Source organism: Amycolatopsis thermoflava N1165, from assembly GCF_000473265.1.
Taxonomy (GTDB): domain Bacteria; phylum Actinomycetota; class Actinomycetes; order Mycobacteriales; family Pseudonocardiaceae; genus Amycolatopsis_E; species Amycolatopsis_E thermoflava.
Map to the genome: position 1 here is coordinate 3,561,382 of NZ_KI421511.1, position 13,820 is coordinate 3,575,201.

General features: G+C 73.2%; 3 protein-coding genes (1 of these 3 running past the window's edge). All 3 read right to left on the minus strand.

Features of this window, described 5'->3' with window-relative positions; all coding sequences use genetic code 11:
- Tightly spaced (at most 57 nt apart), the 3 genes in view from AMYTH_RS0117480 to AMYTH_RS0117490 form a layout consistent with a single transcriptional unit that may run on beyond the window.
- Positions 1 to 12,982, minus strand: partial view of a hypothetical protein gene (locus AMYTH_RS0117480; protein WP_157360623.1) — the 5' end (the start) only. The gene continues 42,974 nt to the left of window position 1, outside the view; the window shows 12,982 of its 55,956 coding nt (coding positions 1–12,982); it begins with the start codon at positions 12,980 to 12,982; its stop codon lies off the left edge, out of view.
- 57 nt (positions 12,983 to 13,039) lie between these two features.
- A complete protein-coding gene (locus AMYTH_RS0117485; RefSeq protein WP_027931423.1) occupies positions 13,040 to 13,357 on the minus strand; it encodes a hypothetical protein in 318 nt (105 codons plus the stop codon).
- 17 nt (positions 13,358 to 13,374) lie between these two features.
- Entirely contained in the window at positions 13,375 to 13,806 is a 432-nt protein-coding gene (locus AMYTH_RS0117490; RefSeq protein WP_027931424.1) for a YbaB/EbfC family nucleoid-associated protein, read from the minus strand.
- Positions 13,807 to 13,820 lie beyond the last annotated feature (14 nt).

A 13,820-nucleotide genomic window follows, 5' to 3' on the forward strand; every position in this document is an offset into this window, starting at 1 on the left:
GGAAATCACCTTCGCCCGTCACCAGGGCCCGGTACGCGACCAGCGCCTGCAGAGCCACTGCGACCTCAAGCTCAAGCCCGCCCGGGACGAGCAGCAAGGGGGAAACCTCGAGCCGGTGGACGGCCGGATGGCCGGTGGACAGGCGCAGCGCCACCGGCGAGGTCTCGAGCGGAGCGGTGATGACCAACCTGAACGACGCACCCGCGGCGTCCGTGCCGATCACCGCTACGCCGTCGGAACCGGCGACGGGGACGACGTCGAGGTCCTGGACGTAGCCCGACAGACCCGCGCGCCTGATCCCGCGGTGAGCGATCTCTTCGAGTTCGGTCCGGTCGATGCCAGGCGTGGTGGCGCGCTGGGCCGCGTCCGGCGCGGGAGGCTCCACGAGCGCGGCGGTGATCTCCCCGAGGACCGGTACGACCAGCTCACCCAATCGGGCCAGCGGCAATTCGAGCGCGACCTCACCGCGGACCGTCCCGGCGCCGGTCAGGCGTTCCCGCAGTGCTTCCAGGTCGACCCGGCCGTTCCCCTCCCGGACGGTGATGGTCAGGTCGCGATCGGCCGTGGTCACCCGGATCGTCATCCCGGACTGCCGCGGTTCGACGTCGACGACAGCGCCGGGCAGCCGCCCGCGGACGGCTTGCGCCAGTACCTGCCTGTTCGCGCGTTCGCGGCCGAGGCTCGGCTCGACGACGGAGGTGCCCTCCCGGATCGCCGTGGTGAACCGGTCCACGTGGTCCACAGTGGACGGGTACCGCCACTGCAGCACCTCGGTCAGCAGCTCCGGCGTCCAGGAACGCACCTCAGCCAGCTCGGCGCTGAGTGGTCCGTCCAGGGCCTGGGTCCAGGCCAGCACGGCCTGGTGGTCGGCGATCTCCCGCTCCATCAGCAGGTCCGCCGGGGAACCGGTGGCGGTCCGGGCCGCGTCGGCGGGTGACTCGCGGAAGGAGGTGACGACCTCCTTGACCAGACCGGCCGCCACCACGTCCAGCGTGGTGCCCAGCGCGAGGCCGACCCGGCCGGACGCCCAGTCGTAGACCGCGGCGGCGTCGAGGTACGGGGTCAGCCGGTCCCACGCCCCCTGGTCGCCGTCGAAGGCGCGGGCGATGCCGCGTGGCGTGAGGTCGAAGGCCGACGCGAGCTTCTCGTCGATGCGGCGTTCGACCTCGTCCACCGTGACGCCGAGCGCCTCGGCGATCGCGGGGCTGCCCTGCTTGGCGAACGCCCCGATCTCCGCGCGGGAGGCGGCGAGCGAGGTGACGACCGGGAACGCGGCGGGGACGAGGTCACCCGGCTGCGGCAGCGTCCCTTCGGACACTGCGCTGCCGACGAACCACACGTCGCCGAGGACGTGGCCGTTCACCCGCTCGACCGTCTCGGCGACCAGCGCGGCGAGCGCGGCGGCGTCGGTCACCGGCGGCACGACGAGCTCGACGGGCGCACTCTGCACCCACCGGCCGTCTGCCAGGTGGCTGCCGGACCGGCCGTGGCCGGCGGTGAACCGTTGGTCGAGGTGCAGTTCGACGGCCGGGACGTGGACGTGCGGCGCAGTCGCGTCCGGGTCGACGCGCACCTGGTACTGCCAGCGCAACCCGTCGGCTCGCAGGGTGCGGATCGTGGTCCCGTCGGGTCGCGTGGCGGTCTCGGTGCGGATCCCGGCGGCGGTGAACGCCTCGTCGACGGCCCGGGCGACCCGGTCCGGATCGGCGGTGGCGTCCACCGGGGCGGCCGCGAGCCCGATCTCCGACGCCCCCGTCGTCAGCACGGCGATCGAGGACGGCACCGCCGTCGCGTCCGGAGTCACGCCCGCGAACGTCCCCGCGGCGACGTCGGCCGCCGCCGGCAGCTCCACCGCCCACTGCCCGCGCAGGTCCTCGACCGCGGACCGTACCGCTTCGGGCGCGGTGAGCCCCAGCGCGACCGCGACCGGGACGAGCGCCCGGCGCTGCCAGGAAGGCTCGGCCGGCATCGGCGGGACGACGACCTCGACGACGCCGTCCTGCACCCAGCGCCCGTCGGACAGCCGTGTCCCCGGCTCACCCCCGGCGGCGGCCGCGACGTCCACGCGTAGATCCAGTCCCGGCCGCACGAGCCGAGCCGTGGTGGCGCCCGGATCGACGCGCAGACGCCACCGGAGCACCGGTCCACCGTCGCGGCCGGCGAGCAGCCAGGTCGTGCCGTCGCCCCGCGGGTCGGGACGGACGTCACCGGCCCAGTCGGCGGACGCCAGCATGTCCAGCAGCGTGTTCTCGATCGGGAACACGTCCGCGGTGCGGGTCCGCCATGACTCGGTGGGCACCCACACGCCCACCACCCTGTCCCGGCCCGGCAACGTGACCACGGTCTGCTCGCCCTGCAGCGGTGGGACCGCAACGGGCGCACCGGACGGAAGGTCCACCGAGACACCAAGCACGGACGGCGGCTCGACCGACCGCAGGTTCCCGGCGACCTGCGCCGCGGGCAGACCGGCCATCGTCTGTGCGTCCAGCAGAGCGGACACGACCAGCGCGTCCCGCGCACCCGGCTCGACGGGCACCGCGGGCAGCACGATCTCCACCGGGCGGGACTGCTCCCATCGGCCGTCGCGCAGACGGGTCGCCGGGTCCGCGGCGGGGTCGACGCGCAACCGGAGGTTCGGCAGGGTCGCGTGCGCGTGGGTCGCGGCCGGGTCGACCCGCACGGTGAAGCCGAAACCCTCCCGGCCGAAGAACCCGGTCACGGTGGCGCCGTCGAACGTGACGTCCCGGGCGCCGGTGTCGGGCAGCACCCGGTTGATCGTCTCGGCGACGAGCGCCGGGTCGGCGGACGTCGTCAACCAGGGCTGCGACGGGGCGACGTCGAGCGCGACAGTGCCGTCGAGGGTGTCGAAGGCCACCGCGGGGTCGACGTCGAGCACCACGGACGGGTCGGCCGTGACCGCACTGGCTTCGGGCGCGGTGATCTCCCGGGTGGCGAGGACCGGCCACTCCGTGGACGTCGTCACCTCGGCAGCCAGGCCGTTGACGGCGGGCGGTACCTGCGCCAGGAGCGATCCGACCAGCGCCGTGGCCACTTCCGCCTGCCACGCGGGGTGCACCGGCACCGGCGGGATCACCGCCACGACCGGGTCCTGGACCCACCCGGACCCGTCGAACCGCGGCGGGGGCACCGTGACCGACGGCTCGGTGGCCACCGGGTCGACGCGGACCGTGAGCCGCCACGACACACCCTGGTCGGTCACCGTCCACGTGGTCGTGCCGCCGTGCGCCTCCCGTTCGGCGTGCACACCGGCACCGGCGAACGCGCGCTCGACCGAATCGGCCATCCCGTTCTGGTCGGGGGCGGTCACCACGACGGCGGACGCGTACGGCAGAGCGACCCGCAGCGACCGTCCGGCACGGTTCTCGGCGCCCAGGTTCGGCTCGGGCACGGACCGCCCGCCGTCCACAGCGGACAGGACCTCGCCCACGTGGTCGATCCGGTCGTGGAAATCCAGCTGGGGCGCTGCGCCGAGCACACCGGCTTCCCGTGCCCGCACGTCCGCGAGGACGTCCTGCCGCGGGCCGTCGAACGCGTCGAACCACGCCAGGACGACCCGGTGGTCGCCGGCGCGCCGACGGCCCGTCAGCCTCCGGACCGCCGCGGGGTCGCGGGAATCGAGAGCGCGCACGTCTTCGGCCACCGTGGTCGGCCGCAGCGACGCGACGACACCGCGAGCGAGCTCCGTGACCAGCTCGGCCGCCGGGACACCGAGGCGCAATCCGACCCGGCCGGTCTCCGCGTCGTACACGCTCGCGGCCGTCACGTACGGCGTCAACCGCGCCCAGGCGCCGTCATCGCCCGGGAAGGCCTGGACGATCCCCTGCTCTCCCAATGCGAACGCGCTCGCCGCGAGCCGATCGAACCTTTCCTCCACAGTGGATGGAGAAACCCCGAGCGCGTCGGCGATCGCCCGCGCGCCGCTCTTGCCGAAGTCCGCCAGCGCCTGCCGCAGCCGGTCGCCGAGCTCGGTGACCGGCTGCGTTCCGGCGATCAGCGCCGCGGGATCCGCACCAGTCCCTGTCGCGACCGATCCATCGCGTCCAGCAGCAGCCAGAGCGTCCGCCGCTCCTCCGCCGTCACCGGAATCCCGTGCCGCGCCAGCAGCCGCACCGTCGCCAGCGTCAGCTCCCGCCAGTCCGGCTCGTCCTCGATCTCCCAGCGGTCCGTCTCCGGAATCCGCTCCTCGAACGTCTCCCGCAGCGTCGCGGCCTTCTCCTCGATCTGCGGACCGCTCAGGCTGGGCACCTCGGTCAGCGCCGTCAACGCGTTGTTCAGCTCGTCCAGCGTCGTCGCCAGCCACTCCGGCTGACCCGGCTCCGCGAACGTCCGCAGCAGTTCCCTCAGCTGCGCCCGTTCCCGCGTCGACACCGGACTGTCCGTCCGCGCCAGCAGGTTGATCAGCACCTGGACGGTCTCCAGCCACTCCCCCGCGTCGCGGTCCTGCTGCACCTTCCGGAGCTCCTCCGGTGCCAGACGATCCGCGAACCGCTCCGGCAGGGCCGCCACCAGGGCGGCCACCTCGTCCTCGGCGAGCGCCACCGCCGCCCCCCTCTCCCCGCTGCGGGTTCTGTGTCACTCCGCGCCCGCCGGGACGGATCACGGCGTCACGGATCTGGTTCTGCCGGTCGACGTGGATGTCGATGTCGAACTCGGCGTCGGTGCCGGCGTAGTGCGCGTCAACGATGTCACGGTTGTCGTCGGCGTCCGGCGACGGGGCGATCCGGCCGGCCCGGATCGCCTCGTCGGTGATGCGGGTCAGGACCCCTTCGATGCCACCGGGTTCGCGGGTCCACTCCCGGGGGAACGGCGTGATGCCGGGCATCCGGCTGTCCGGCCCCAGCCGCCCGACGAGCTTCCGCAGCGTGCCCGGCAGGATCGAGGACGGGATGCTGGAACGCGGCGGTTCCAGCGGGTTCTTGACGACACCGCGGCCACCTTCGACCGGGTAGGCGGACCTGATCCAGCCGTCCGGACGCACGACCACCCGGACGACGACCCCGTCGCGCAGGCCTTCGACCTGCCAGACACCGCCGCGTTCCGGCTCCCACTCGACGCGGTCGGGGTGGCGGGCGACGCCCTGGATGATCTCGAGTACGGCGTCGTCGTTCCCCCAGCGCGCCGGGAACTCGGTCTTGCCGCGGACCCCCTGGCCGGACCGGTGCCCGCCGCCGGTGGCGTCGCTGTCGAAGATGTGTGTGATCCGGTCGGGCTCCACCCGCAGCCGGGTCAGGTTCGGGTAGTGCGGGTGATCGGCGACTCCCGGGCCCGTCCAAGCGCTCGGCCGGGTGCCGTCGGCGAAGGCCTCGACCGTCTCGGCCACGGTCCGGTGACCGTCGAGGGGCGCGACGGCAATGCCGACGACCGCGTCGCCGAGCGCCGCCTTCCCGACGAGCACGACCGGCAGGGCAGGACCCACGACGTCGAGCTCGGCCCGCAGCGCGGCGTGGTCGTGGTGCAGCCGCACCACGGCGACGTCGGTGCCGTCGGCCCGGCGCAGCGTGAAGTGCCCGGGCACCTCGCCGGTCTGCTCGCCGTCGACCCGGACGAGGGTCACCTGTCCCGGAACGCCCATGCGCGCGGCCACGAAGGCCGCGACCTTGCCCCCGGCGAACTCGCGCATCGGCCGCGCCGAGTCGCCGCCATCCTGTTCCGCCGCGACCAGGCGCTCGAGGAAGCCGACGTCGACCGGCTCCCGGTCGTCCCGCACGGTGTCCGGCGCTTGCGTCCGCTCGGCGGTGCCGCCATCCGGGTAGCGGGCGGCCAGATCGTCGCGGCGGGCGATCAGGGTCTCGGCCAGCTGTCCGGCCAGGACGGGATCGGAGACGGTGCCGCGCACGGTCTGCCGGATCACGTCGTCGCTGATCGACGTGACCGCGCGCACCGACGCGCGTTCGAGGTCGGCGGGCATGCCGCGGAAGAGTTCGGCCGTCTGCGGACTGCGCACCGGGGAGCGGAGGTGGTCCGCCTCGTCGACCGTGTCGCCGAACGGCAGGTGACCGGCGATCGCGCTCTTCGGTTCACCCGTGCCCGCGTGCGTCATGGTGCCGCCGAATTCCACGCGCATCGGGCCGTTCGCGGTCATGACGACGTTGCGGCCCTCGAAGCCGTACAGGTCGGAGTGGGCGAGCCAGGCGTCGGCGCCGAACAGCGCCCAGAACGCCCGCTGGTGCTGCTCGTCCAGCGCGGCGAAGTCCGTCAGCGCACCGGTGTTGTCCACCCAGCGGCTCGCGATGGCGACCGGCCGGTTCTCGCCGAACTGCCCGTCCAGCCGGACGAGCCTGGTCTCCGGCACGGGGGCGTCGATACCGGTCTCGGCGCGCACGGCGTCGGCCACCATCCGGTACAGGGTCCCGGCGAGCACCTCCACTTCCGCCTGCTCCGCGGTGCCCGGCGCCTTGACGTACCAACGGCCGTCGGGTCCCTCGAACACGCCACCGCGCAACGTGCCCTGCCTGCCCGAGACCCGGGTCAGGTCGTCGAGCCCGGGCAGTGCCTGCCCGGCCACGGCCGCGTTGACGACCTTCGCGTCGTTCTCGGCGACCCGCAGCAGCGCCGAGTCCGTGTACGGCCAGCCCCTGCCCTCCCAGTGGCGCTGGTAGCGGCCGGTCTCGAACAGCTGCTGCCCGGTGATCCCGGCGCGGAGCAACGCGGTCTGCTCCTCCGGCTCCAGGTGCCCCACCAGGTCACGCAGGGCGTCACCACGCACCTCGTGGCCGTCCAGCGCGGCAGACCATCGCATCACCGCGTCGAGTTCCGACGCGGTCCGCGGCGCGGCGCTCGCCGCCACCGCGGCGGATTCGACCGAACCGTCGGCGCGGACGACGGCCGTGAGGGTCAGACCGTCGTGGGTGCCGCGAACCTCGAAGGCGCCGAACAGCCCGCGCGCCGGCGACAGGATCTCCTCGGGTTCGCCGGCGACCGCCAGGACCGCCTCCCGCACGCGGTCCGCCGTGGCGTCTTCGCCCGCCGCGGCCACCACTGCGCCGACCACGTCGTCCGCGACCGAGACGCTCGAACCGGGGTAGGCGGGAGCGGTCCACCCGTTCGGCAGCACACCGTGGATCCAGGACGTCCCCTCTGCACCCTGATCGTCCAGCGCCAGCCCGAGTTCGGCGGCGAGCGTGCGGCCGAACACGCGGGGATCACCGGTGAGTGCGTCGCGCGGGACGTCGGCCGCGACCGTGACGAGCACGTCCTCGCCCGCCCACGGGCTGTCGTCGGCCCGCAGCTGGGCCGCGACGTGCCGCGCCAGTTCCTCCGGGCTGGACCGGCCGTCGCCGTCGAGCACGACGACCGGCGGTTGACCGGCGTTGTGGTGCACGGAAACACCGGCGCTCGGGTTCTCCGGCAGGCGCAGCCGGTCGGCGTCCGCGGGCACCGGCGCGGTGCGCAGGACCTCGAGCCTGCGTGCCGTGAGCCACCGTCGCTTGAGGACATCGGCGCGGTCGAGCTCCGCGAGGCGACGGTCGATCTCGGCCACCCGCTCGGTGTGCGCCACCGCTTCGGGCGTCGTGAAGCGGATCGTGAGGGTGCGGCCGCCCAGCGTCCGCCACGTGGTGCGCCAGCCGTGGTCACCACGGCGGCCCCACGCGATGTCCGCGTCGCGCAGCGTGAGCCCCCGCTGCGCCAGGTCGTCGATCACCGCCTGCGCGCCGTCGGCGAACGAGTCGTCAGCGACCGTGACCGTGTAGTTCAGCGGGTCGCCGGTCGTCACCGCCGCGCCGGGGACCGCACGCACCGCCTCGCCGACGGCCGGCACCCCCGTCTCCCGGTCGTCGGCCGGCGCGGTCACCGGCCCCTCGAACCGCAGGTGCAGGACCTGACCGGACTCCTGGTGGGTGACGACGACGTACCCGTCCGTCGTCCGCCCCGCGGAGCGGAAGCCGTTGCCCTCCAGGGAATCGAGGACGGTCCGGGTGTCACCGGCCTCGGCGACGTGGACGAGGTACCGGATCGGGCCCCCGGCGCCCAGCTCGCTCAGCGACGCGACGGCCTCGGGCAGGAGCAGGGCGCCCTCGGCGGCGCCGACAGCCGCCACGAGCGGCGAGAGCCACTGGCCCGCGGCGCCGGGAGCAGGCCGCCCGGACTCGGTGTGCGGGCCCGGCGAGGGGTGGCCCCGCAGGATGTTGCCCTGTTCGTCGAGGTCGAGGTTGAGGACGAGACCGTCGCGCTCGCCCCGCACGAACCACCGGTTCGAGTCCGCGTCCCAGCGCACCCAGTCCGGCCTGCGGGCGACGTCACGGGCGAGGGCGCCCAGTTGCGTCCGCGGATCGGCGCCCTCGTCGAACCACCGGCCCGCCACGCGGAGCTTGCGCGGATCCGTCGCCGCCGGGCCGTGGTCGTCCGCGATCTGGTCGCGGACGTCGGCGGAGAGGCTGATGTTGCCGAGGGACGGACGCTTCGGGTGATCGAGCACGTCCGGGGCGTCCCAGGCGTTGGGCCGCGTGCCCGCGACCTCGGGGAGCGCGATCCCGTCGACGCCGTGCGGCGCGACCGAGGCGCCCAGCACCTCCCGCCGCTGCTCCGGCGAGGCGTTGTCCAGCTGGGCGAGGTGTGCGCGCGCGGCAACCGAGTCGGGTGTCTCGAAACGGAGCACGATGCGCTCGCCCGATTCCGGGCGGGTCCACTCGGTCCGGACCCCGGGGTCGTCGCTGTCCCAGGCGAGCCGGGTCGTGTCCAGGCGCAGCCCGGCGTCCGCGAGCGCCTGCAGCACCGCGGCGGTGTCGTGGGCGAAGGTCGCGGGTTCGGGCATCCGGACCGAGTACAGCACCGGATCACCCGCGGCACGCTCCGGCGCCAGCGGGTCGGGCACAAGCCGCGCGCCTCGCACCGACGTCGCGACCGCGTGCGTCACCGGGCGGAGCGCGGGATCCATGTGCACGGCGACGGCGCCGTCGGAGAGGTGCCCCAGACCGCCCACCATCTCGTGCAGCGTGCCGAGCGCCTGGCGCAACAGCATGTTCACCACGAACCGCTGCTGGGCGGAGTCCGCCGGGGCCTGGCCCGAAATCCGGATCTGCGCGGGGTTGACCTGCACGCCTTCGGCGTTCACCCGTGGCGGGACCACCACGTAGGTGCCTGCCGGCAGCTCGGAGTCCACCACCGGTGCGACGTCGAGGTCGACGTCGTCGTAGAACAGGTGCACGGTCCGCGCACCGATCTCGGCACGGCCGGGCAGAACGGGCTGGTTCCCGTTGAGCTGCAACGGCATCGCGTCACCGAGCGCGGGCGTGCTCGGGGTGAGCACCGTGACCGGATCGGCGCTCCGGCCGAGGCCGCGGAAGTAGTCCTCGATCCGGTTCCCGACGGCTGCGCTGCGGTCGGCCGTCTCCGAGCGCAGTGTGCCGACGGTCCGCTGCACCGGGTCGGTCGGCATCTGCTGGATCTGCCGCAGGCTGACCGCGCGGTGCGGTTGGTCCAGCCCCGGAACGCCGAGCGCCAGCGCCCGCACCCCGTCGTCCAGCAGGGCGCCGACCTGGTCGGCCGTCGTGCCCTCGCCGATCAGGATCGTCCCCTCGGCGACCTGCCGCGCTGTGCCGTCCGCGCCCACGATCCAGGAACCTGGGTCGACGTGCACGGTCCCGGCCGGGACCCGCCCGTCCAGCCCGACGTCGAACGCGATGCGGGTACCGCCGTCGAAGTGGGCGAGCATCGTGCCATCGCCCGGATCACCGGTCAGCGCCCGCAGCCGGCCGCGGTCGGGCAGGGCGGTGGAGTCCGCGGGCACCGGGTTCTCCTGGCGGTGGCGCAGCTCGCCGGCGAGGTTCTCCTCGGTCGCCGGATTGCCCTGCCCCGGCTCACCCGCGCTCAGCGAACGGGGCAACGCGCGCCAGTGCGTCCCCTCGGGGTGCCGCGTCATGCCGCCCCGCGGGACCGACCGGCCGTGCGCGGCGGACACCGAGTCCGGCCGGACCACCGGCGACTGCGCGAACAGGTGCCCCATCGCCTGGCCGAGCGCGAACTGCGCGTTCCTGCCGAGGGTCGACACCTCCTCGACGTACTCGCGTGGCTGGCGGAGCCGCGGCACGAGCCTGCGCTTTACGATCTGCGCCCGGTCCAGTGAAACGTGCGTGGACACGTGCAGCACGGCAGGGGCGACCTGGACGTTGCCCTCGAACCGCCCCGCGTGCACCTCGACCGATTCGGCGGGCAGGGTGCTGTCGAGCACGACCCGCACCTGCACGACCTGACCGTCGGCGGAGGTGAGGGTGAACACGCCGGTGTTCTTGTCCAGCGCGATGCGACCGTCCGGCTGGAAGCCCTCCAGGAACCGGGCCACGACGGACTTCGCCGCGTCGGGCCACTCCGTTGTGGACTCCGGTGTCTGGGGGCTCGCGAAGCGCTGGACGCCCGCCGCTTCGGACCGGTGGTCGCTGGTCTTGGGACCGGCCGGCTCCCGTTCGCTTTCGGGGATCTGGTCGTCCGGCGTGCGGTGGCGCTGCTCGTCGAGACCGGGGACCTCGTCACCCGCCGCACGGCGGTCGGTGACCTTCAGGCCGCTCTCGTGTTCTTCCTCGCCGGTGGTGCGGTGGTCGTCACCGGTCCGGCCGCCATCCGCGCTCCGGCCGTCGCCCTGACTGCCCGCGCTCGCGGCCTGGTCCTCACCAGTCCGCCCGCCATCCGCGGAACGTCCCTCGTCCTGTTCACCGGTGTTGGCCGGCTGCCCGTCCCCGCGCTGACGCGGGTCCCCGGCCTGGTCGCCCGCCCGGCCCGTGCCGGCACCCTGGCCGTCGCCGCGCTGGCCCTGCCCCTCGCTCTGCCGTCCGCTGCCGGCGTCGCCCTGGTTCGCCTGGCTGCTGTCGCCCGCCGTGTCGCGGCCGGTGTCCGCGCCGGACTCACCGCCGCGCGCCCCGGTTCCGGCATCGGCCCCCTGGCCGGCGGCCGCCTGACGCCGTTCCGGCGTTGCGTTGTCCTCACTGGACCGCCGCCCGCTGTCGGCGCCGTCCGTCCGGCCGCCCTGCTGCGCGCCGTCATCCGAAGTGGACCGCCGCGCGCCCTCGTCCGGAGCGGACCGCCGCGCCGAATCGTCCGGAGTGGACCGCTGCGCCGTGTTGCCGCTGTCGGTCTGCCGCCCGCCCGAGCCGTTGCCGCCCTCCGCTCGAGTGGTCCCGCCCTGGCCCGGCGACTGGGCACGCGTCCCGGTGTCGCCTCCAGCCGTGGAGCCGCCACGTGCGGCGCTCCCGCCCTGCGCTCCCGCGGTGCCGGAACCACCGGAACCGCCGCCTCCGGTACCGCCCGAGGACCCCGCGCCGGCCGCGGGCCCGGGGTCCTGGTAGCCGCCCCAGGCGCCGACCGTCGACGGCGTCGCGGTGGGAGACGGCGCGACGAACCGGGTGTAGTCGATGTTCGTCAGGTGGTCCAGGCCGGCGTTGAAGACCTGGAAGTTGGTTCCCGCTTCCCTCCAGCTCGCCTCACCGATGTATTTCTCCCAGGCACCACCGACGGCACCACCCCACGCTGCCTGCTTGATCGCCTCCCAGCCGAGCGGGTTGTCGGCGCCACCACGCTGCGCCCCGGCCGGCACCACGTTCCCGTTGTTGTCGACCCCGTACTCGTTCCACTCGCCGGTGGTCACGAACTCCGCGAGGCTCTTCCCGAATCCCTTGAACGCTTCGGGGTTGGTGAACGCCACCGAACCGAACTGACCGGCCACGCCGCCGATCGCGCCCGTCGCCAGGTAGCCCGGCAGCTTCGTCGCCAGACCCAGCGGCGCGCCGCCGAGAGCGGCGCCGGCGAAGGCGCCCAGGGTGTTCATCCCGTTCCAGGAGAAATCACCGCCGATCTCCGAGCCGTCCTTGAGCTTGCCGAACTCCTGCAGCTGCAGATCGGTCTTGACCTGAGCCGCGACATCGGGGATGACGCCGTAGATCGCCGCGCTGCGCAGGCCGTAGCCCATCACCCGCTTGCCCAGGACGTTCCTGGCCGTCATGCCCTCGACGCGGATCGCGTTCTTCACGGCGTCGTCGATCAACCCGCGCATGCCGGCGGGCACCCGGGCGCCCGCCGCGACCGCCTCCCCGCGGAACCCACGCCCGAGCTGCAGCGCGATCTCCCGCTGCACCGCGCTGCTGCCGAGGTTGCGAAGCTCCCGGAAGCCGAGCTGACGGCCGGCGGTGTTCTGCAGCGCCTGCCGGATCAGGTTCTGCTGGACCTCACGCGCGGCCGAGCGCCCCGCGACGTTCGTCAACCGGAGGCTCTGCGGGAGGTGGGCGATCGCCGTCGGAATGCGGCCGAGCGCCTGTCCGCCGCGCCGCGCTCCGGCGGCTCCCGCGTGGAGGAGGCCGCTGCCGAGGCGTTCGAGGCCGTCGGTCAGCCCGTGGAGCACGCCGGTCCGGACGCCGGCCCAGGTGAACTCGCGGAGGGCGAGCCGGATCACGAAGTCCTTGATCTGGTTCAAGGCCTCCATGACCAGGCGGCGAAGCGTGAACGACACCGTCGTGATGACGACCGGCACCTCGATCAGGGACGTGCCCCAGGTCGGCAGAGCCATGAACAGCGCCCGGCCGAGCTCGAACGCCATCATCGCGAGGTTGAGCTGGTAGCTGTTCTTCGTCAGCACCACGGTCTGCAGGTACTTCTGGGCGGCCTCCATCATCTGGCGGTGGTTGTCGCCCAGCTGCATCACCGTGGTGGCGAACTGCGACATCATCGAGCCGTACTCGGCCGGCGCCGCACCCTGGTAGACCTGCTGGATCTGCTCGGTCAGCTTCGACGCGGCGATCTGGAAGTCGTAGGCGGCCGCCTGCTGGTCGGCCCAGAACTTCACGACCTCGACGATCTTCTCCGGGTCGGCCTTCGGGTATTCGCCGAACAACCCCCGGATCAGGGTGGTGGTCTTGACCGGCACGAGGGTGACGCCCAGGAAGTTCTCCCAGGCCTCGATGAACTTGTCGACCTGACCGGCGAAGTCCATCATCGCGGTGGCGAAGGCTTCGGTCCAGTCGTCCGTAGGACTACTCACCGAACACCTCCCCCACTCGCGTCACCACCACTGAAAACCCTGCTGGAAAAGAAGAAGCTACGTCTGGACGTCGTTCACGGTCTTGACGTTCTCCAGCTCGCCGTCGTTCTGGTGCAACGCCGCCCGCTTCACCTGCTGGCCGATCTCCTCCAGCTGGGTGCCGAGTTTACCCATGGCTGACAGCAGTTTGTTCGGGTTGTCGTCCTCGTCGTAGTTCGCCTTGAACTGGAGGCCCATCTTGTCGTTCCCGAAGGTGTCCGTGGTGGCGAGCTTGGCGTGCTCCCCCTTGGCCACCTCGGCGCGACCCGCGAACTCGCTGCCCACGTTGCTCTGCTGCCCGGCCAGCGACGCGATCTCGTAGGCGCTGGTGTTCATCGAAACGAAGCTACCGCTCATCGCTCTGCCTTCCGCTCGGCCTTACGCTCGGCGTAGATCTCGGCGTCGGGACGGTGGAGGTAGTCCATCGCCCCGGCCCGCTCGGGCTGCACCTGTTCCTGCAGCTCGCTGAACGCGGGTGAGAAGTGTTCGGCCATCAGCTCCTGGATCTGGGCCTGCACCTGGGCCACGGCCTCCGCGGAGGCTTCGAGGATCATGGCCTGCAGCGCGGCCGCATCCGGCTTGCGGAACACCCGCGGATCGATCTCGAGGTCGACGAGCTGACCGCGAGGTCCGACGACCACCTTGACCGTGCGGTCCGGCGACCAGGCGATGCCGGTCATCTCCAGCATCCGCTGCTGCGCCGCGGGCAGGTTCGCCGTCGCCTGCTGCAGTTCCTCCAGCATCTCCTGGAAGACCGGATCCACTCTGTCGGCGGGGAACTCCACTGCTACCTCCCATC